Raw genomic sequence first — 20,250 nt, 5'->3', positions numbered from 1 at the left:
GCCGCCCTGCCCACCTTCCCGGAGGCGCCGCTGACCATGGCCCTCACCAAGGACGCCACCGCCCTGAACGGCCAGGTCGTCGACGAGCACTGAGACGCCGAAGGGACCGCCCCCAGGGACGGCCCCCGGCGATCGCCAGGGCACCAGCACGAGACGGCCCCCACTCGGGTCCGTGCGACCAAGTGCAAAGTAGCTCTGGGTGATCGCTTGCAAGTGTCGATATACCTTCGTCTGTCGACACTCCGCCGGGAAACTACGAGGTCGCAGGTGGTGAGCATCGAGAACTCGTGCCGAGAATCAACGTCGGTGAACGAGTCGGTGAGCGGATTCCGACAGGCATCGGCGCGTTGCCCCTGACCTGGAGATACGCCCCTACGTTGCGGCCTATGACACCGACCCGAGCGGAGGGCCGATGCGCGCGAACTCGGCAGGCGGTTGAGCAGTAGCTGCGGCGACGCCCCGTCGCAGGCTGGCTGACGGTCAGCCCACATTCGGGAGCCTCGCACGGAGTTTCGTTACATGGTGCCGCTGACGCGGCACTGGATGCGGGAGTTTCGTTACGCGCGGTAACGGGACCTCGTGGGCGTTGGGAGGCGATTGGACGACAGCACTTGAAATCCGGGGCGCAATCCCCGGCGGCCCGATCACGGCGGGAGGTCGCGCCAGCGTTCGGCCGACGTGGGAAGGGCGGGCGTTCATGGACGGTCAGTGACGCATGGCCTCGATGCGTGTCAAGACGCTGATGATATTGCCGGACCGCCCTGTTATGGCCGCCTTGAGTGATCTTGTCACGCTCCAACGCCGGGCGATTGGATCCAGAGGTGAACTTCCGCGGCGCGTCACAGCCGGTTTTCGGATGCGCCACCCCTATCGCCGCCTGTCCTGCCCGGCCCGGTCCTCGTGCCGCGGGCGGGCCATCGGCCCGCGCCGTCCTCCAAAAAGGAGTCGTGACCATGACCATGCTGACCTACACCGTCCTCACCGACCCGGCGCCCCTGGAGGCGTCAGCGGCCGGGCGGCCGTCCACGGGAACGGTGTACCTGCTCGTCACCAACACCGGGCAGCAGGCGGCGTACTGGTCCACGACCACGGTGACGGTGCCCATCGGCAACGGCACCGGCGACCTCACCCTCACCTCGAACTTCAACAAGATCAAGACCAAGGGCGAGTACGTCCCACGGCCGGGCACCCCGCCGGGCACCCGGCCATCGGTGAACGTCCAGCGGCAGGGCTCCAACGCCGTCCAGGCCACCGCCCCTGGCGGCCCAATACATTTCCGCCCCGGCGACTACATGGTGCTGACGCTGGAGAACGTCACCGTCGCCGCCAAACCCGGGCTGGCCGTGCTGACGGTGACCGAGAACGCCGGCAGAACCAAGCCCAAGCCCGGGAGCCTGCCCCCCAGCTCCATGGCGGCGGTGGCGCTGGTGAAGACCACGCCCAAGGAGCTCCCGACGCCGCGCGACTTCCGCCCGGACAAGGCCATGGTGGACGCCGGTGACAAGCTCACGCTGCACTGGGAGGAGATCGCCGGCTTCGGCTACGAGATCACCTACCCGGGCGCGCCGCAGCCCGTCCCCGTCTCCGGGGGCAGCTGGTCACCGCCCGCCCCAAAGCGGGCTACCACCTACATCCTCACCGCCACCGGCCCCAACAAGCAGCAGCACTTCCTCACCACGACCGTTCAGGTGCGCAATCCCGAACTCGAAACCCTCACCGCCACCACCGAGATCAAGACACCCCGGGTCCAGGGGACCGCGACCAACTGGGGCCTCACCATCACCGGCACAGGGGCGGAGATCTCCAACGGCTCCGGCGGGAAGGGGCCGTTGACGGCCGGCAGGGCCGTGTTCAACGGCGTGCTCACCGAGTATGTGGAGGGGCCCAATAGCGGCGAGGGAGTCATCACCTTCCCCCAGGGCGGGGTGAAGATCTGGCGCACAGGCGGCTCCGATGACCTGGGCACCCTGGAGGCCAGCGGCGTGCTCGCCGGGTGGGTAGAGGGGCCCAATAGCGGCGAGGGAGTCATCACCTTCCCCCAGGGCGGGGTGAAAGTCTGGGGCGCAGGCGGCTCCAGCGATCCGGGCATCCTGTACGCCGACGGCGTCGCCGCCACGTATGTGAAGGGGCTTAATCCCGGCGAGGGAGACATCACCTTCGCCCAGGGCGGGGTGAGAGTCTGGCGCAACCGCGATTCCAACGACGCGGGCACCCTGTACGCCGGCAAGGTCAACGGCGTGGCCTCAGGACGGAGCACCCCCAGCTATGGCTGGAGGCCCACCGGATGGAACTCCTTCGACATCGACGTCGATACCTCCGCAGCCGGGTTCACCAAAAGCCCCATTTACCTCGTCTCTTTCGAAGGTGGCGGCGGCATGCACCACGACCTCAGAATCAGTGGCGTCTACAACGTCACCGCCACCAGCTTCAGCGTTTACCTCATATGTCGCGACGACATGCCCCTGACGCTCGCCGAGGCCGAGCGGAACGGCTGGCATATCAACTGGGTCGGCTACGAAACTCCCTGACTTCACCACCGCTCAAGGAAGCAACCCCTGCACACGACATGGCCCCGGAGGATGCTCCGGGCCCATGTCGTCGTGGAGGCGATGCAGGTAAGACGTGTTGATCACCAGTGCCCCGGCAAGCGCGTCGCGTCTGTCCCGGTCCAGCGGCTCGTGCGCCCCCTCACCGGACCCAGGAGAGGAGAACCACCCCGGCCGCGACCGACGGTGATCGTGGACAGATGACGCCGTCGGCCAAAAATTGCACCGGCGGCGAGGCCTTTCGGGGTTGAGGAACAGCGGAACAGCCGGTGGCGGTAAGCCGCGCCGTCGCAGGTCGCGAAAGGCCTGTGCAGAGCGACGGCGGGCAGGAGTGAGCGTCAGTGCCTCGCCTGATCGACGTGGCGCGGCCGGGTGAGGGGGTGCTCGCGGCCCTGGCGCATGCCGACGACCCGCATCCGGTGAGTGCGCGACCGAAGGCGCTGTCGGGCGCCTGGGATCAGGCGATGGTGAGCGGCCCGTCGCCCAGGTACGCCGCCAGCGGGCCGGTCATCCCCTGCCGGGCCGGCGGATGCAGGTCCAGCCCGTTGGCGCAGGTGGCGAGGTGGCCGACCTCCTCGGAGGCCAGGGAGTCGAGGCCGCCGAGCAACTCGACCGCGCGCGGGACCACCCGGGAGAGGGTGTCCTGCACGCAGTACCGGACGTACAGCGAGTCGGCGAGCGTCGACTCATCCGGGCCGCCGTCGTCGATCCGGCGGGCGACGCCCTCCGCGGCCGACATCGCGCCCTCGGCCTCCACCAGCAGCCCGACCCGCTCGGACTCGGGCACCCGGGTGTCGAGCAGCACCCGCTCGACCAGTGCGCTGGCGGCCCCGAGGTAGCTGCCCGTCATCAGCAGCTGGAACCAGGCGAAGCCCGCGGTCAGCATGACCTCCGGCCGCGCGTCGGGAGCCGAGGCCTGCACCAGCAGGTCCGGCGGCACCAGGGCGTCGTCGAGGGTGACCTGCTCGCTGTCCGCCCCCGCCCCGCCGACGCTCACACCGTCGATTCCCGCGGACACCAGCGCCACCACCGGTACCTCCTCGCCGCCGTCGTCGTCCCAGTTGGGGACCATGACACTGACGGCGAGCACGTCCATCGACCGGGCCAGACTGCACGGGCGCGTCCTCCCGCTGATCAGTATCCCGTCGGGCGACACCGTGGCGGTCATCGAGGGGGACAGGATGCCGGCGCCGGGACGCTCCTCGGCGAAGCCGAACGCCACGAGCAGGTTGCTGGCGGCCACTCCCGCGACAAGCATCGACTCCTGGCCATTGTCGGTGGTGGTCAGACCGACCAGGGTGGCCATCGAGAAGTGGTGCATGGTGGTGGCCGCGGCCAGCGACGGTGTCCTGCTGCCCAGTGCGCGCTGCACCCGCAGGGCGTCCAGGGCGGTGGCTCCCCGCCCCTGCTGGTCGCTCGGCGCCAGCAGCCCGGGGCCGCCGCTGTCGCGGAAGAGCTGGATGCCGGGGCTGTCTGGGCCCTCCAGCTCCATGAGGGGTGTCGCCCGCAGGCTCTCGTCCAGCCCCGGCAGCAGCTTCGCCACAGTGGCGCGTTCCCGCTCCAGAAAACGCATGTCCTCTCCCACTTTTCCCGGGACGACCACCCGGTCGGCGGCCCAGGCCGGCTTCCAGCGCCCGGGTGGCGCGCGGCAGCTGCCACACCGCCCCGGGGCCGGGCCGGCCCTGGAAGGCACGGTACCCGGGCAGCACCGCGTGCGGCGCCCGGTTCTGCTTGTCGTCGAGTCGCGTCGCGGCCGGATGGATCCGCTCGCCGTGGTCGGCGCCCTCCTCCCAAACATGGCCCAACCCCAAGTGAGCTGATCAGTGCAGGTCACCGAGGTTCCAGGAAGACCGTGTTCTCGGAAGCGGAGACGCTACCGACTTTCGAGAACACACGTGATTCCGGCTTGAAACCCCAGCTCAGCATTCCGAGAACAGGACCTCACTGAACAGGACCTCACTGCTCCATGGCGGCTGAGGTCACGTTCGGGAGGAGGAAGCCGTACAGGATCATTGATCGATCTCCTGCGGCTCCCCTCCCCTTGGACCTTGCCGCGCGAGGGAAGCCCTAGTAGCCGGCCACCCTCGGCCAGCGCAGCTCAACGCCGTCCCGGGTGAGCCCGTCCTGGAAGTCGGCGAGCAGCTCTTCCTTCTCCCGTACGGCATGCGGCGGGATCTCGCGCTCCAGGCAGAACGCCGCCAGCGCGCCGGCGACCTCGCCCGCGTTCCACTCGACCGGGTGCAGCCGGTAGGCGCCGTTGGTGATGTGGGTGGTGCCGATGTTCTTGGCGGCGGGCAGAAGGTTGGTCATGCGCTGCGGGATCAGCGCGCCGAGCGGGATCTGGAACGGCGAGCAGCCCACGTCGATGTAGTTGTCGCCTCCCGTGGAGGGGTGCAGGTCGATGCGGTACATGCCGATGCCGACCGCGTCGTCGTAGTCGACGGCGCCCTTGTCGCCGCGTATGGCCAGCGACAGGTCCTGCTCGACCACGGTGTACAGGGCGCGGATCCGCCGCGATTCCCGGATGTAGGCGGCCTGGGCCAGCCCGTCGGCCGAGCCGGTCACGTCGCCGCGCAGCCGCAGGCCGGGGAATCCGGTTCCGCCGTCGGGGCGGGGCGCCTCGGTCTGCATCCAGTACAGGACCGAACGGGACAGCTCGCGCGCCGCCTCCAGGTGCCGGTCCGCGTCCGGCACGTCGAAGACCGGCCCCTCCATGTAGTCGATCATCGGCCAGTTGACCAGCGTGATGTCGCTGGCGTAGGCGCCGGTGACGAAGTTGCGGCGTGCGGCGATCCGGCGGAAGGTCCACAGGTTGAGGTCCCCCTCGCTGTGCCGCTGGTCCGCGTCCATCAGCAGGGGGTCGTCGCCGGGATTGGGAGTGAAGGAACGTTCCATGATCTCCAGCGTCTGGGGTTTCGGGCACCGCCAGGACAGCAGCCGGTCCCCCCAGAAAGGAGGCTGGTACTTCCGCCAGAAGTCGTAGGAGGCGGGCCTTTCGATCGTGTGGTCCCCGTCGACGTGGTCGATCGCGAAGCACACCGAGACGGCCTGCATGTTCAGCGGCTGCGCCTGCGCGGGGGCGCTCGGCTCGCCGGTCTCGGCCTGCGACTCGAACCCCGTGACGTACTCGGTCCCGGTCAGCGGCAGCAGCTCGCCGGTCTCGGTGGCGTCCAGGACGTACGGCGCGCACACGGTGATCCGGCCGCCTCCGTTCCGGTGCTCAAGCTCCACGGCGGTCACCGTGTCACCGTCGACCTGGGCGCCCACCGGGCGGTAGGGCTGCAGGACCCGCAGCCGCCCCGAGCCCCGGTAGGGCGCCAGCATCGCCTCGATCACCGCGACCGCGACCCTCGGCTCGTGGCAGAGCCGGCTCACGTGACCCGCGCCCGGATTGAGGTGCCGCCAGGCCCGGGACCGTTCGGTCAGGGGGTAGTGCTCCCGGTAGTAGCGCCGGATGCCGTCGCGCAGCGCCCGATAGCTCGCGGTGACGCCGAACCGCTCCACCCAGGGGTGCTCGTCCGGCGGCACGGCCTGGCTGGTCAGCTGGCCGCCCAGCCAGTCGTGTTCCTCGGTCAGGATCACCGTACGGCCGGCGCGCAGCAGGGCCAGCGCGGCGGCGACGCCGCCCAGCCCGCCGCCGACGACGACCGCGTCCGCAGATGTCTCAACCACGTGGGGAATCTCTCCTGTCATTTCGGTTCAGCCCCTGGCCGGAGCCAGCGTGGCGCCGTCGACCAGTTCGCAGGGCAGCAGTTCCTGTGGGGTCCCGCCGCTCTCCAGCACCCCGGTCAGCAGCTCGACGGCCCTGCGGCCCATCTCGCGCCGGGGGATGCGGAATCCCGTGAAGTCGAGGTGGGCGGGGTGCGCGGGGATGCCGAGCGCGAGGATCGACAGGTCGCCGGGAATCACGAGGCCCCGTTCCCGGGCCGCGTGCGCGATCGCGACGCTGTCGGCCGACTCCTCGACGAAGGCCGCCGTCGTTCCGGCTTCCGCCAGGCCGGCGAGAAGGTCGTCCGGAGTCCGGCCGGCCACCGGCACGTGAATCCCGTCGACGCCCAGGGCGGCCGCCGCCTCGCGGAACCCGCGCAGACGATCGGCCCGGGACTCGGCGCCCTCCCCGAGACCGACGTAGGCCAGCCGCCGGTGGCCGAGCCCCACGGCGCGCTCGACGAGCTCCCGCACGGCCGGGGGGTAGTCGGCGCCCACGTACGGCACCGGCGCACCCGCGTCGTCACGGCGGCCGATGCACACGAACGCGACCCCCTCGGACAGCAGCCGGGCCAGGTCGTCGCGGTCGACGGTGCGGCCCAGGAGCACGCATCCGTCGGCCAGCCGTACCCGGTTCTCCGCGTTGAAGATCCGCCGCGCGCCCGTCGCCCTGGCGCCGGTGAACAGCAGCAGGTCGCAGCCCACCTCCTGCGCGCACTCCTCGATGCCGAGCAGGAACGGGTGGTAGAAGTCGGCGCTGGTGGTCGGGAAGACCACCTCGTAGCTGAACACGCCCAGGATGCGGTTGCGGCGCTCGGCGAGCCGTCGCGCGACGGGGTCGGCGACGTATCCGGTCTCCCTGATCACCCGCAGCACGCGCTCGCGCGTCTCCTGGGAGATCCGCACGTCGGCGTCCGTCCGGTTGTTGAGAACCAGCGACACCGTCGTCTGGCTCACCCCGGCCATCCGGGCGACGTCCTGTTGTGTGAGGCGTCGACGGGCAGCGGTCACGTTCCGTGGCACCTCATCGATTGGTAATGCGCATTAGCAGGGAAACTGCTTCTACTTTGGGAGCAAGCAACCGCGCCGTCAAGCCGTCGCAAAGAATCAGAAACGGAAGTTTCTCCTGAGGTAATTCGCATTATCAACTTCCGGCGGGGAACTCCTCAGAGTGATCTGCCGGGTGTCACCGAGAGCCGCCGGGTTCGGCGGCATCGCGCACCCGGACTCCGGGGTGGTTGGCCCGGATGTTCCTCGCCGCGAGGCTGACCGTTCGATCGATCCGGCGCCGCCTGGTGTCCGGCCTTTTCGCCGCCGCCACCCACTCCAGGATCAGCCGTTTCGAGGATGGCGGAAAATTCTGGAAGTTCTCGCGGGCGGCCTCGTCCCGGTCGAGCGACTCCCGCAGATCATCGGGTACGGCCGAGCTCTCCGCGTCGGACAGGACCTGCCAGGTTCCCTTGGCCCTGGCCAGCTCGATCAAGACCTGACCGTGCTCGGTCATCAGGCCCAGCCCGATCATTTTCTCGGCGCGCCGCCGGTTCACCCGGCTCCATGTGCTGCGCGGGTTGCGCGGGGTGAACCGGAGGCAAGAGCTGTCCGCGTCGCGTTTGCGGGCCTGGCTGTCGATCCACCCGTAGCACAGCGCGTGCTCGATCGCCTCGTGATACCGCATGCTCGGCGTGCCGCTGTCCTTGTGGTGGATGACCAGCCACACTTCCTTCCCAGACCGGCAGTTCCGCGCCAGCCACGCGCGCCACTCGGCGGGGGTGCTCGCGAAAAGGGTGTTCACGTCACGCCCCCGCCTTCGACCCGAGAACCTCCAGGTAGTGCTGGTTGTACATGATGCCCAGCACGTTGCCGAACGGGTCGGTCACCGAGGCGGCGACGAAACCGGGACCATACTCGGTGAGCGGCGTGTACGGCGTGGCCCCCATGGAAAGCAGCCGGTCCAGGGTGGCCCGCACGTCGTCGACGTGCCAGTGGACGACCGCGCCTCCAGGGGCGTCGGACGCGCCCGGCGGGGCGTAACGCCGATCGATGAGGCCGAGTTCGGCCTGGTAGTCGCCGATCCTGAACTCGTAGTAGGCGACCGTCCGCCCGTCGACCGACCGCTCGAAATACGGCTCGGCGCCCAGCAGTTCGACGTACCACTTCTTGGCCGCCTCCAGGTCGTCGGCGGAGAAGTTGACGGTGGCCAGTCCTCGCAGCATCGGTGATTCCTTCCTTCGGTCGGTGACAATGACCATCCTCCAACCCAAAGTGCTCACCAATTGAGCACTTTTTTGGAGAAACTGGGGACATGCGCGCCGACCGTCTTGTTGCCGTCCTCCTGCTCATGCAGACCCGTGGCCGGGTGACCGCCGCCGAGCTGGCCGCCGAGCTTGAGGTGTCCGTCGCCACCGCCCGCCGCGACCTGGAGGCGCTGTCCGCGGCGGGCGTCCCGGTGTACCCGCAGCCCGGGCGCGGCGGCGGCTGGTCGCTCGTCGGTGGCGCCCGCACCGACCTCAGCGGCCTGTCGGCGACCGAGGCGCAGGCGCTGTTCCTGCTCGTCGGACCGGCCGCGGCCGTCTCGGGTGAGGCCAGGGCGGCGCTGCGCAAACTCATGCGGGCGCTGCCGCAGACCTTCCGCGCCGACGCCGAGGCCGCCGCCGGCGCCACGATGATCGACCCCACCCGATGGGGCGAGCGTGATCGCCACCGGCCCGAGACGGTCGACCTGCTGCAGGCCGCCGTGATCCGCCGGCGGAAGGTCCGCCTGACCTACACCAGCGGCGCCCGGGAACGGACCGAGCGGCTGGTCGACCCGTGGGGCCTGGTCGACAAGGACGACATCTGGTACCTGATCGCCGGAACCGAACGAGGGCGGCGGACCTTCCGGGTCGACCGGATCATCGAGGCCGAGACGACCGGCCAGCCCGCCGATCGCCCGCACGATTTCACGCTCGCCACCGCATGGCAGCAGGTCGTCGGCGAGGTGGAGCAGCGGCGTTCACACACCTGGGCGACCGTGCTCATCGAGGCCAGGTTCGTTCCAGTGCTGCAGAACCAGTTCGGACGGCACTGCCACACCGACGGCGAGGACGACCGCGGACGTGCCCGGGTCCGGCTCGCCGCGCCGACCCCGTTGGACATCGCCCGGCACCTCGCCGGCTGGGGCGCGATGGTCGAGGTGGTCGAACCGCGATCCGTCCAGGCCGAGCTGGCGCGGATCGGCGCCGAGCTCGTCGGCCGCTACGCCGACGGGCACTGACGTGGAGCTCAGCGGTGAGGTGGAGACGCCGCGGTGTGCGGCCCCTCATTCGGGTGCGGTGTGCAGCCCGGCGGCCCGGGCGCGGAGGACGACCTCCAGCTCGAACCGGTCGCCGGGGGTGCTGAGCTGGTCGGCGAAGAGTTCGGTGGCCTGGCGCAGCCGGTAGCGGACGGTCTGGGGATGGATGTGCAACCTGGCCGCCACCTCGGTGGCGTTGCCGCTCTGGAGCCAGGCCAGAAGCGTCTCGGCCAGCCGGTCGCGCTGGGCGGGGCGCAGACCGCGGAGCGGGGCCAGCCGGGTCCGCCCCATGATCTGGATCAGCGCCTCGTCCTGGAAGATCATCAACGTGGCGAGATGGTTGGCCACCCTGATGCTCCGGCTGCCGTCGAGCACGCCACGGCAGGCGAGGGCCAGGGCGTCCCGGGCGAGCCTGAGTGACACCGCCGCCCCGCCCAGGCCGACCGCGGGGCCGATCGCCACGATCCAGTCGGTGGCCAGCGCGTCGAGCAGGCCGCGCCGTCCCGGGCCGTCGGGGTCGGGAACGACCAGGCAGGGGTCGGGGCGGCCGAGGTCAACGAGCACATCGGGGGGCAGGCTCGGCCTGAGCAGTTCGTCCTGGACACGGGAGGCGAGGGCGACGCAGGCGACGGTGCGCGGCACGGTCCAGCGCACCGACCTCGCGAGATCGGCCACGGCGCGGGGGTCGGCGGGCGGATCGGCGACGAGCAGGTCGAGCAGTCTCCGGCGGCGCAGTTCGAGCTCGCCCGCCACCCTCGCCTGAGCCTCGGCGTAGCCCTCGGCCGCCGCGGCGGCGATCTCGTCGAGGTAGACGAGGATCGCCTCTCCGATCTCGCACATGCGCTGCCTGGACAGGTCCAGCCGTTCCGACTCCTCGGCCAGCCTGCGCCATGCCACCCGGGCGCAGATCCGCAACGCGGACTGGAGGGAGTCGAGCGCCCGTCCCTCGGCGGCCTCGCCGCCGCCCACGGCGCGATAGACCTCCAGCAGCCTGGAGCGACTGGCCCCCCTGTCCCCGGCCCGGTTCACGAAGCCCGTGAGCGCCTCCTCGACGGCGTGCCTGACGATACGGGCGTAGGCGTCGCTCTGCCGGGAGTATTCGGGCACACTCGCCTGGATCTCACCGATCATCTCCTCTGCCATGTCACGCAGGTAGGGGCGGAGGGCGTCGGCGAACTCACGAGGGATGTCGGCCAGCGGCTGTTCGACGGCACGGGCAAGGCTCACGTGGGATCCTCCTGCCCTCGGACGCTACTCCGATCCCTTCGATCCTTCTCCTATCCGAAGCGCGCACTTTCCTCTGTGACTCCGCTCACACAGATGACAACAAACAAGTGAGGCGGGAACGGCCACGATCGCCGTTCCCGCCTGGCTCACCGCTTAACGCGGGATTGTTCATGCCGCTTGGAGGCGCCTAGAAATAACCGGTGCCCGCGATGGTCGCCGGGGTGTCGCCGAGGTTCTTCACGCTGAAGCGGAAGCAGGACGGGGACGATGCGGGCGTGGCCCCGCTGAGGACCACGTGAGGCATGTGGTCGTCGGCGGCGATCGCCACCTTGCCGAGGCGCTTGCCCTTGCAGGTGTCGACCTTGACCACCGTCGGCACGCTGTTGTTCCTGAGCGTGACCAGGATGTCGCCCCGGTAGGCGGGCGTGGGGACGAGCTCGGGGGTGAACGTCACCTCGGCACCGGGCTCGACCGTCATCTTCAGCTTGACGGAGTCGGCGTGGGCGGGGGCGCCGGTCGCGATCACGACTCCGGCTGCCATCAGGGCGAACATCGAAGACAGGGCGCGCATCAAGCGTCACTCTCCTTTGCGTCTCTGGGGATCAGACGGAGAGAGACACTACGGAGGGTGACGTATTGAAATGACTACGTAGTCGACAGCACCAGGTAAAGCATCCTCACGGCATGGCCGCATGGGGACACCGGGCACGCCGGACGAAACCGGCGCACCCGCGCGGATCCGCCCCCTCGGTCACGCCCGCGCCCCGCCCCCGGGTCGCGGCCGCCTAGCGGTCGAGCAGCTTGCGGGCCTCGGCGACCAGGTCGAGGCCGAAGCTGAGCTTCAGGCCGAAGTAGACGATGGCGGTGGCCGCCGCGGCGGCGACGAGGACAACCAGGATCTTGACGGTCCAGCCCTGGCGGCCGAGCCAGGCCGTCCAGGCCGAGAGGGTCCGCTTGCCGAACTCCAGCAGTCGATGGGCCCAGTGGAACTCGGTGGCCAGCACGGCGAGGCCGGCGAAGACGACCAGCCAGCCGGGGCCGGGGAAGGGGACCATGATGAGGCCGCCGACGACCAGCACGGCGCCGATGACGCCGATGACGATCTTCAAGGTGAGGCGGCCGGTGCGAGTGGACCTGACGCCGTCGAGCCAGCCGTGAATGCCGGACCGCCGGGCGGCCTCCTCCTTCAGCGCGTCGGCGTCACCGGTCTCGGAGAGCCGCCCGGACTCGTCGCGAGACTTCCGCACCTCGTCTGAGATAGCCACGTACTCCCCCGGGCAGTTGGTTTCGTTCCAGAATAGGCCTGTTCACTCCACGGCAGCTCATCCTGGAGGATGAGCCACGCACCCGACCGTAGGCGCACGGCAAGCCAGGCGGCTCGACTATGGCTCGCGCCCGCAAAGCACAGGCCAACCCTCTCTCAGCCCGGGTCGTGGATCACCGGCCTTGACATGCGCACGCGAACGCCCGGAGGGCCCCACGCCCCAGGTCCGGATCGTCAATAAGTTGAAAGAACAACTAATTCATCAAGGTAAAACCATCAAGATCTGGGTGATTTTCACACCAAATATGGGTTAATGTCCGTTCATGTTCGAGGCTCCCCTTGTCAGAACCGTCATCGGCTCCTGCCCCCCGTCCACGATCAGCGGGGCGGTCCTCCCCCGCGAACATCTGCGCAGCGACCTGCGCTGGGCGGCCGGCATCGACTCCGACCCGCATCACTGGCTGGACGAGGAGGATGCGGTCACCGGGGAACTGCGCGAGCTGCGCCGGTCCGACGCGCTCAGCCTGGTCGTCGAGCTGAGCTGCATCGGCATGGGCCGCGACGCCTCGGCGCTGGCCAGGATCGCGGCCGGCAGCCGGGTGGCCGTGGTGGCGGGGACCGGGTTCTTCGCCGGCCCGTTCGCGCCCTCCTGGGTGACCGGCGCCGACGTGAACGCCCTCACCGTGCACCTGCTGTCGGAGATCGACGGCGGGCTGGACGACACCGCCGTCCGTCCCGGCGTGATCGGCGAGATCGGCATCTGGGACGAGGAGCCGACCCCCGCCGAGGAGCGTTGCGCGATCGCCGCGGCCAGGGCGTCCCTGCTCTCAGGCCTACCCGTCGCCACCCATCACCGTGGCGGTCTGGCCCTGCTGGAGATCCTGCTCGGCGAGGGCCTGCCCGCCCACCGGGTCAGCGTCGCCGACGCCGGAACCGACTGCGCGGTCCCGCGCAAGATCGCCGAGGCCGGCGGCTACGTCTGCCTCACCTCCCTGGGCCACGACCGGCTCCGGCACGCGCTGGACCTCATCGAGGCCGGGCACGCCGACCGGCTGCTGCTCAGCAGCGGCCTGTCCAAGGTCTCCGAGATCGAGCGGTACGGCGGCGCGGGCTACAGCCACCTGTTCCGCACCTTCCTGCCCCGGATGCGTGAGGCCGGGGTCTCCGAGGAGACCATTCGCCTGATCACCCACGACAACCCTCTCCGCTGGCTGACCTGCGCGGAATAGAGAGGTGGGCGACCCCGGACGGGGCGTTCATCGCGCGCCCTCGCACGGGAGCTCGCAGTTGCTCACGGGGATGTCGCGCACGGGGACCATCAGGCGCGAGCCGGGTCCTCTGGCCGCCGCCACGTCGTCGGGGTTGGCCAGCGCGCAGCGGTCCAGGGACAGGCAACCACAGCCGATGCACTCGGTCAGGCCGTCACGGAGCCGCTGAAGCTGCTTGATCCGGTCGTCCAGCTCACCCCGCCACGCCGAGGAGAGCCTCGCCCAGTCCTCTCGCGTGGGAGTGCGCTCGTCGGGCAGCGCGGACAGCGCGGCCTGGATCGTCTTGAGCGGGATCCCCACCCGCTGCGCGACCCGGATGAAGGCGATCCTGCGCAGCGTGTCACGCGTGAAGCGGCGCTGGTTCCCGGCGGTGCGGCGGCTGCGGATCAGGCCCTTGGCCTCGTAGAAGTGCACGGCCGAAACGGCGACCCCGCTGCGTGTGGCAAGCTGGCCGACGGTGATCTCAGGGTTGTTGGACACGTCTCACCTTAGCTTGACCTCAACCTTGGTTGAGGTCGCATGCTGGAATCATGACGTTCACACAGGCAGAACTCGACTACCTCGCAGGTCAGACGCTGGGCCGACTGGCCACGGTGAGCCCCGGGGGTGTGCTGCAGAACAGTCCGACCACCTTCCACCACAACCCCGCCACCGGCACGATCGACATCTACGGCCGGGCCATGGGCGCGACCAGGAAGTTCCGCAACGTCCAGGCGAACGGCCAGGTGGCATTCGTGGTGGACGACGTCGCCTCCGTCAATCCCTGGTCGGTCCGGGGGGTGGAGATACGCGGCGTGGCCGAGGCCATCGAGGATCACGACCCGCCCATGCCGTACTACAGCCGGGAGGTCATCCGCATCCACCCCAAGCGGATCATCTCCTGGGGAGTCGATCCGTCCCAGGAGGGCATGAAGGGCCGGGACGTCTGACCCGCGCCCTGAACACGGGCCTGCCGTCGAGTGCCGCGTGACGGTGCGCCGTCGTGCGGGAAGGGCACCCGAAGGCACCCGTCAGGGGTGAAAGGCCGGGGTTATGATCCATCGGTGGATGTGACGGCTCTCACACCGGATGAGGCCCGGCGCCGCTTTCGCGAGGGGCTGCGAACGCCCACCGCCGGGTGGTGCCGAGGCTGGACCCAGGCCAACCTGCTCGCCGTACCCCGCGAGCTCGCCTACGACCTGCTGCTCTTCGCCCAGCGCAACTCCGTCGCCTGCCCCGTCCTGGACGTCGGCGATCCCGGCGCGGTCAGCACCGAGCTGTTCGGCGGGGATCTCCGCACCGACCTGCCCGCCTACCGGGTCTATGAGAACGGCACGGCCGTGGCCGACGCCGACGACGTCCGCGACCTCTGGCGGGACGATCTCGTGCCCTTCCTGCTGGGTTGCAGTTTCACCTTCGAGGACGCGCTGCTGAGGGCGGGGGTCCCGGTGCGGCACATCGAGGCCGGGACCAACGTGCCCATGTATCTCACCTCGCTGCCCTGCCGCCCCGCGGGCTCGCTGAGCGGCCCGATGGTGGTCTCCATGCGCCCGATCCCGGCGGCCCTGGTGCCGGCCGCGGTCCGGGTGACCGCGCGATACCCGGCCGTGCACGGTGCGCCGATCCACGTCGGCGATCCAGGGGAGATCGGAATCGCCGACCTCGCCGCGCCCGACTTCGGAGATCCGGTCGAGGTCGGCGCCGGGGAGATCCCCGTCTTCTGGGCCTGCGGGGTGACACCGCAGGCGGCGGTCATGGCGAGCGGCGTGTCCTTCGCGATCGGCCACCTGCCCGGCCACATGGCGATCACCGACGCCAGGGACGACCGTTTCCAGGTTCCCTGAGCGGGGTCATGCGGTGATCACGGACGTGGGAGGCCGTCTCCGGATTCCGTGATCCTGGCCGCCTGCCGTTCCAGCGACGGCGCGCCCAGGCGGTTGTCGATCTCGGTGTACGGCACCGCCGGAGGCTCGTCCACGCGGATCGCCCGTAGATACTCCTCGAAACGGGCCAGCTTCCCCCCGTCCCTGGCCAGTCCCCTGCTCTCCAGCCTGGCACGCAGGGTCGGGCCGTCCGACCGGACCCAGACCAGGCGGACGGGCGGCCCGCCCAGCTCCTCCACCCAGCGCTCCCACAGCGCCGCGTCGTGCACCTGGCTCGTGAACGGCCCGTCGAGCATCACCGGGCAGCCGTGGCCGCGGATCTGCCGGGCGAGCAGGGTCAGCCCCGCGTATTCGTGCCGCTTGATCTGCTGGTCATACCAGGGGCCCTCGCGTTCGCCCTCGTCACGCCCATGGGCCCGCAGCGTCGCCGCCACGAACCCACCGTAGACGGTGTCCTTGTCCAGCAGCGCGGGCACCGGATCGAGCCGTGCGAGCAGCGCCGCCGCCACAGTGGACTTCCCGGCCCCCGGCGGCCCGCTCACCACCCACAGGGGCGCCGGTCGTGCCATCAGGTCTAGCGAAGGGACTGTCGGGTTTACCCGGCAGGGGAATCGCTTCCCTGTTACGGTTCCTTTGTTTGAAATGGTCAGGGCTTGGCCGTCGCCTACCTCTGCCGAGGGAAGCGAGAAGCCGCTCTCTTCAGGGAGCGGAGGAGTCACATCCGGATCCTCCTTCATCATCCGCAAGTGGGGATCATCAGGCGGGCAGTCCCGCGACGGCGGCGACGGTGCCGAGGAGACGGCTGAGCGTGGCCTGGTCGGCAGGACTCAGACCGGCGGTGAACTCGGCGTCCACCTCCTGGGCCTCGCGGGCGCAGTCACGGAGCAGGTCGCGCCCGGAAGCGGTGAGGGTCAAGACCTGACGGCGGCGGTCCTCGGGGTCGCGGATTCGCTGGATCGCCCCGAGGTTCTCCAGGTGGTCGGCCAGGGAGACGACCAGGCTGGGGGCGATCCCCATGATTCGAGCGATCTCCAGCTGGGAGGACCCGCCGCCGGAGTCCAGCACGGTCATCAGGCCCACGTGCTTGGGCTTCAGGTCGTACGACTCGATCCGCGCCGCGAACCGGTCGGTCATCACGGCTCCCAGCGTTCCCAGCCGGAAGGCGACCGTCGCGACCGGCGACGCGGGATTGACATCGTTCATGGCGACGATGGTACTGTCCAATAAACATTCACACTATGAATGATTTGAGGAGAGAATCGATGACGAAGATCAAGGGCTGGTGGACCCTCGCGGTGGTCAACGGGCTCGGGGCGGCCGTGTCGATGGGATTCTCCGTGGCGGGCATGATCGATCCGGCGCTCGTGGCGCCCGGCAGCGAGGTGACCTCCACAATCGACCTCTACGCCCAGGCCTACGGTGCCCGCGCCCTGCCGCTCGGCGCCGCGATCCTGTTCCTGCTGGCCACCAGGTCAAAGGGAGGCCTGATCCCGATGCTCGCCGTGGCGGGCGTGGTCCAGGCCGGCGACTGTCTCATCGGAGCCACCCGGGGCACCGCCGGGATGGCGCTCGGCGGGGGCACGCTGGCCGCGGTCCATCTGGTCTCCGTCTGGTGGCTGGCCCGTCACGGGCGACGGGCTCCGGCGCCCGCCACGGCCTGAGCCCCCTGGGCTCCGGTGACCGGCCAGTGCCCTGCGGACGTCGGCGTCGGCGTCGGTATCGGCATCGGCGTCGTCTCCGGCCGCGCGGAGGGCCTCGGCCACGGCGGCGGCGGCGAAGATCTCCCCTCCCCAGGCACAGGGCGTCCACGGCGGTCGCGCGCACCAGCAGGTCGGGGTCGCGGTCCGCTCGGCCCCGGCGACGCGCTCCAGCAGCACGAAGATGTCGTTGTGCTCCAGGTCGGCGCCGAACAGCGGCTCGCCGACATCTCGCGCGAGATAGGCGAGGTCGAGCGAGGGGCCGCGGCCGCCCCTGAATCCAGACATGAAAAAGCGGCCGCCTTCCGGCGGGGAGGACACACGGCCGTGTCAGCTTCGCGGGACGCGCCCGCAGTACTGGATGATCAGGGGCTGCAGATCTCTGTAGTCGTCCGCCAGCGCGTCACGCGCGCTCGGGTAACCGGCGCGGCCCAGTGTGGCGAGGAAGGCGTTCTCGGTCTCGGCCAGATGTGCGAACGCCCTGGCCCAGTTCACGTGGTAGTTGTCTCCGAGCAGGGGAGCCGTGACAGCGACGATCGCCTCGGCGCACGCCGACTGCACCGTCCGGGTCCCGGGCCGACCCGGGGGCGGAACGGCCGAGGCCGAACTGCTGGCGGCCACCGCTCCCGGTCCCCTCGCGAAACCCTGCTCCGCCAGCCAGACCGGAGTCATGACCGCCATCCAGAGCAGCACGAACACGGCCGCTGCCAGGGTCGACAGCCGCCGCGCCCACGGACCGGCCGGACGCGCCGGGTGGTCGCGGCGGGCACCCCCGCGCCCGAACAGCCGGACCAGGCCACGCACTCCGCTCACCAGGCCGATCATGGCGGCGCTGAGCGGGGTGCCGAACGCGGTCACCACGAGCAGGGCGACGCCGACCCAGGACGCCAGAGCCGGGACATCGCAACCGGGGGCGGCCGGGCCGCACAACCCGGGCAGCACGGGACCGATGAGAACCGCGATGGCAGCGATCCCGCCCGCCAGCGCGGCGAGCATGCCGTGCGCCGGGCCGAGCACCGCCCCGCCGCGGCCTGCCACGATCGCCGACACGACCGCGGCGGTCACCTGGGCCAGCGCCGTGACGGCCGCAAGCGCGGCGACCTGGACCAGAAGGACGTCGAACCGATCCCCGGACGACCACTTGCCGGTCTCGATGAGCAGGGTGAAGAGGGCCCTTTCCGGGAGAAGCAGATCACCGGCCGTCCCGATGACGAGGATCAGCGCGGCGGGAGCCAGCGCGAGCACCGGGCGGACCCTGGCGGCGGGCAGCACGATCACGCCGTCGGCGGCCAGATACACGTTCCGGCCTCGGCCGGGACTCCCGTGACGGAACCACGATCCCAGCGGGTGGAGCACCGCCACCCACAGAGCCGTGAGCAGCGCGGCGTCGACGAGCTGCCCGAACAGACCGTAGAAACCCCGGAGAAGGTCACCCAGCTCCAACGCGATGTTCGCCGCCGCGGTCCAGGCCCCCAGCCAGAGGCCGAAGGCCAGAGCGGCCGGCACGAGACCGCCCAGCAGCACGGGAAGAAGCGTCCTGCCCCTGGCGACCGGCAGCCACGCCGCCGCGGCCACCGCGAGCCCGCGAGTGAGCGCCACGCACATCACGAGCAGCGCCGCGGCCATGCCCGCGGTGACGCCCGGCGCACCTGCCATGGCCTCGGCCCAGGACACGTTCAGGTTGGACGGGGAGATCAGCAAACCCAGCACGATCCCTGCCGCCAGCGCCGCTCCGGAGACCACCCCGCGCGGAACCGGGCCCGCCGCGACGAGCGCCGAAAGCGTCGCCCGGTAGGCGCCGGCCCCCACGACCGTCACGGCCAGGAGCCCGTAGGGCAGCGAGGTGAGCAGCAGGGCATACCGCGTGTTGTTTGCGGACCACAGCCTGGTGATCTCCCAGAAATGGGAGAGCCCGAGGCCCGCGGCGACGCCCGCGCCCAGCGCCTCGCCGGGCACCCACCGCATCAGGATGCCCGGGTCCCGGACGACCTTCGCCCTGCGGGTGTCGCGCGGGTGCATCGGCAGCAGTGCCCGGATCCAGCCGCCGCGGCGGGGCGGGCGCGGGATGAGCCGCCCGCCCGCGACGGAGGCTCGCACGTCGGCGTAGTGTTCGCGCGATCTGAGCACGGCGGCCGCCAGCACCATGACCAGCGCCATGGAGGCCGTCGTCCTGATGCCGACGTCGGGAAGTCTGGCCGGATCGCGCACCAGCGTGAAGAGCAGCAGGGGTGCCGCGACCACCCCGCCGAAGGCCCACGCACTGGCCAGCGTCAGGTTCGTCAGGTCGACGTCGCGGTTCCTCAGGTGGGCCAGCTCGTGCAGCACGACCGACTCAACCGTTTTGTCGCCCGGGGACTCCCTCTCCCGCTGGAGCACTCCGATGTTGAGCCGCAGGTAGTAGCGGGGGTAGCGGCCGAAAGCCCGGCCGTCGGGCGTCTTCCGGTGAACGTCGAGCATGATCTGCGGGACGCGCCGCAGTCCTTCGGACTCGGCGAGCCGCCGGACGGTCTCGTGGAGACCGGCATAGGCGGCGGGGTCGGCCGGGACCAGGTGCTGGCGCCTGATGGTCAGGCGGGGCCTGATCGCATACAGCCCGACGATCGCGAGGGCGACCAGCAGCATCGCCCCGGCCCCGGCCAGTCCCCGGCTCAGGCCGATCTCGTCGAGGCAGGACAGATATCTCTGCGCCAGCGGCTCCGCCGGCAGCCGGAGGGCGTCGGCGTCGGCGGCTCGGTCACACCGGAGATAGGCCTCCCGCCAGCCGGAGGGGCCGCCCGCGACCAGATCGTAGGAGGAGCCCGCGGCGGACAGCGTGATCGCGATCAACAGGATGAAACGTGAGCTGGTCGCCGCGGGCAGCAGGAAGGGGTTGACCGGCCCGGGCGTCATCCCGGCGGAGTCCAGTCGCGCCGTCCCCACCTGTCGACGGTCCGCTCCGCGACGGCTTCGGCCTCCGGGTACCCCATCTGTGCCAGCTGCCCGGCGATCCGGCTCCGCTCGGAGGTCTCGGCCCCGGGCCGCAGGACGGGCAGCGGGGCGTCAGGTCCGGGCTCGGCCTTCCTCTTGCCCAACAGCCGCTTCAACCGCGATCCGCCGCTGCGGACCCCGACGACGATCGCCTCGGTGGCGAGCCCGCCGATCACGGCCCACATCAGGTTGGTGAACGTCGGGTCCCCCGGGTCGAAGGTGAAGCCGCCGGGCTCGTCTCTCGGCTTGCGCGCCCGGCGGGCCGCACCGGGCGAGGCGAAGTAGGCCTTGGTCATGAGATCGAAGTCGGGCAGTTCCTCCGGCGCGAATTCGGCGACCAGGGCGCGTACGAGCGCGCGTCGCTCACCCTCGGCGGGAAACGTCATTCAAGCCTCCAGGATGACGTGCGAAGGTGGTGACTCCGGACCGGGCGCTTGCCG

General features: G+C 70.4%; 19 protein-coding genes. 6 read left to right on the top strand and 13 right to left on the bottom strand.

Annotated features, from left to right (window positions below):
• The first annotated feature begins 953 nt into the window (after positions 1 to 953).
• On the top strand, positions 954 to 2,528 hold the full coding sequence (locus ACFY2X_RS44430) for a hypothetical protein (RefSeq protein ID WP_389950619.1): 1,575 nt from the start codon (positions 954 to 956) through the stop codon (positions 2,526 to 2,528).
• Positions 2,529 to 3,003: 475 nt separating this feature from the next.
• Here ACFY2X_RS44430 and ACFY2X_RS44425 read toward each other — a convergent pair whose 3' ends face one another.
• From ACFY2X_RS44425 to ACFY2X_RS44405, 5 genes are all read right to left on the bottom strand, one after another.
• Entirely contained in the window at positions 3,004 to 4,119 is a 1,116-nt protein-coding gene (locus ACFY2X_RS44425; RefSeq protein ID WP_389950617.1) for a hypothetical protein, read from the bottom strand.
• Between the two features lie 494 nt (positions 4,120 to 4,613).
• Entirely contained in the window at positions 4,614 to 6,218 is a 1,605-nt protein-coding gene (locus ACFY2X_RS44420; RefSeq protein WP_389950614.1) for an FAD-dependent oxidoreductase, read from the bottom strand.
• A 27-nt stretch (positions 6,219 to 6,245) separates the two neighbouring features.
• On the bottom strand, positions 6,246 to 7,265 hold the full coding sequence (locus ACFY2X_RS44415) for a LacI family DNA-binding transcriptional regulator (protein ID WP_389950611.1): 1,020 nt from the start codon (positions 7,263 to 7,265) through the stop codon (positions 6,246 to 6,248).
• 175 nt (positions 7,266 to 7,440) lie between these two features.
• Positions 7,441 to 8,046, bottom strand: coding sequence for a YdeI family protein (locus tag ACFY2X_RS44410; protein ID WP_389950607.1), 606 nt, complete (start codon positions 8,044 to 8,046; stop codon positions 7,441 to 7,443).
• 1 nt (position 8,047) lies between these two features.
• Positions 8,048 to 8,467 (bottom strand): VOC family protein, encoded by a 420-nt coding sequence (locus ACFY2X_RS44405; protein WP_389950604.1) that lies wholly within the window; start codon positions 8,465 to 8,467, stop codon positions 8,048 to 8,050.
• An 89-nt stretch (positions 8,468 to 8,556) separates the two neighbouring features.
• Here ACFY2X_RS44405 and ACFY2X_RS44400 point away from each other — a divergent pair, with 89 nt between their 5' ends.
• Positions 8,557 to 9,507 (top strand): helix-turn-helix transcriptional regulator, encoded by a 951-nt coding sequence (locus tag ACFY2X_RS44400; protein WP_389950601.1) that lies wholly within the window; start codon positions 8,557 to 8,559, stop codon positions 9,505 to 9,507.
• A 45-nt stretch (positions 9,508 to 9,552) separates the two neighbouring features.
• On the opposite strand, the gene ACFY2X_RS44395 is transcribed toward ACFY2X_RS44400, so the two are convergent.
• The 3 genes from ACFY2X_RS44395 to ACFY2X_RS44385 form a co-directional block, all read right to left on the bottom strand.
• Positions 9,553 to 10,752 carry a PucR family transcriptional regulator gene (locus tag ACFY2X_RS44395; RefSeq protein WP_389950599.1) on the bottom strand — a complete coding sequence of 400 codons (1,200 nt, stop codon included), beginning with the start codon at positions 10,750 to 10,752 and terminating at the stop codon, positions 9,553 to 9,555.
• Positions 10,753 to 10,939: 187 nt separating this feature from the next.
• Positions 10,940 to 11,323, bottom strand: coding sequence for a hypothetical protein (locus tag ACFY2X_RS44390; RefSeq protein WP_389950597.1), 384 nt, complete (start codon positions 11,321 to 11,323; stop codon positions 10,940 to 10,942).
• A 214-nt stretch (positions 11,324 to 11,537) separates the two neighbouring features.
• Positions 11,538 to 12,017, bottom strand: coding sequence for a TIGR02611 family protein (locus ACFY2X_RS44385; RefSeq protein WP_389950594.1), 480 nt, complete (start codon positions 12,015 to 12,017; stop codon positions 11,538 to 11,540).
• A 322-nt stretch (positions 12,018 to 12,339) separates the two neighbouring features.
• Between ACFY2X_RS44385 and ACFY2X_RS44380 the strand changes: the two genes are divergently transcribed.
• Positions 12,340 to 13,245 carry a phosphotriesterase gene (locus tag ACFY2X_RS44380; RefSeq protein ID WP_389950592.1) on the top strand — a complete coding sequence of 302 codons (906 nt, stop codon included), beginning with the start codon at positions 12,340 to 12,342 and terminating at the stop codon, positions 13,243 to 13,245.
• A 27-nt stretch (positions 13,246 to 13,272) separates the two neighbouring features.
• Here ACFY2X_RS44380 and soxR read toward each other — a convergent pair whose 3' ends face one another.
• Positions 13,273 to 13,764 carry a redox-sensitive transcriptional activator SoxR gene (gene soxR, locus ACFY2X_RS44375; RefSeq protein ID WP_389950589.1) on the bottom strand — a complete coding sequence of 164 codons (492 nt, stop codon included), beginning with the start codon at positions 13,762 to 13,764 and terminating at the stop codon, positions 13,273 to 13,275.
• Between the two features lie 50 nt (positions 13,765 to 13,814).
• Between soxR and ACFY2X_RS44370 the strand changes: the two genes are divergently transcribed.
• Positions 13,815 to 14,213 (top strand): PPOX class F420-dependent oxidoreductase, encoded by a 399-nt coding sequence (locus tag ACFY2X_RS44370; protein WP_389950586.1) that lies wholly within the window; start codon positions 13,815 to 13,817, stop codon positions 14,211 to 14,213.
• Between the two features lie 114 nt (positions 14,214 to 14,327).
• On the top strand, positions 14,328 to 15,107 hold the full coding sequence (locus ACFY2X_RS44365; RefSeq protein ID WP_389950583.1) for a putative hydro-lyase: 780 nt from the start codon (positions 14,328 to 14,330) through the stop codon (positions 15,105 to 15,107).
• A gap of 17 nt (positions 15,108 to 15,124) precedes the next feature.
• Here the strand turns inward: ACFY2X_RS44365 and ACFY2X_RS44360 are convergent, their stop codons facing one another.
• A complete protein-coding gene (locus tag ACFY2X_RS44360; RefSeq protein WP_389950580.1) occupies positions 15,125 to 15,715 on the bottom strand; it encodes an AAA family ATPase in 591 nt (196 codons plus the stop codon).
• Positions 15,716 to 15,902: 187 nt separating this feature from the next.
• Positions 15,903 to 16,349: a MarR family winged helix-turn-helix transcriptional regulator gene (locus ACFY2X_RS44355; RefSeq protein ID WP_389950577.1), complete on the bottom strand. Its 447-nt coding sequence runs from the start codon at positions 16,347 to 16,349 to the stop codon at positions 15,903 to 15,905.
• Between the two features lie 59 nt (positions 16,350 to 16,408).
• Between ACFY2X_RS44355 and ACFY2X_RS44350 the strand changes: the two genes are divergently transcribed.
• Positions 16,409 to 16,807 carry a hypothetical protein gene (locus tag ACFY2X_RS44350; protein WP_389950575.1) on the top strand — a complete coding sequence of 133 codons (399 nt, stop codon included), beginning with the start codon at positions 16,409 to 16,411 and terminating at the stop codon, positions 16,805 to 16,807.
• A gap of 366 nt (positions 16,808 to 17,173) precedes the next feature.
• Here ACFY2X_RS44350 and ACFY2X_RS44345 read toward each other — a convergent pair whose 3' ends face one another.
• Both ACFY2X_RS44345 and ACFY2X_RS44340 read right to left on the bottom strand, forming a co-directional pair.
• Positions 17,174 to 19,762 carry a M48 family metalloprotease gene (locus ACFY2X_RS44345; RefSeq protein WP_389950572.1) on the bottom strand — a complete coding sequence of 863 codons (2,589 nt, stop codon included), beginning with the start codon at positions 19,760 to 19,762 and terminating at the stop codon, positions 17,174 to 17,176.
• Positions 19,729 to 20,196, bottom strand: coding sequence for a hypothetical protein (locus ACFY2X_RS44340; RefSeq protein ID WP_389950570.1), 468 nt, complete (start codon positions 20,194 to 20,196; stop codon positions 19,729 to 19,731). The genes ACFY2X_RS44345 and ACFY2X_RS44340 overlap by 34 nt, the downstream gene beginning before the upstream one ends.
• Between the last annotated feature and the right edge of the window lie 54 nt (positions 20,197 to 20,250).

Origin of the sequence: Streptosporangium sp. NPDC000396 (genome assembly GCF_042898655.1) — a bacterium.
In the GTDB taxonomy this organism is placed as follows: Bacteria; Actinomycetota; Actinomycetes; order Streptosporangiales; family Streptosporangiaceae; genus Streptosporangium.
This window is presented reverse-complemented; position numbering and strand designations above follow the sequence as displayed.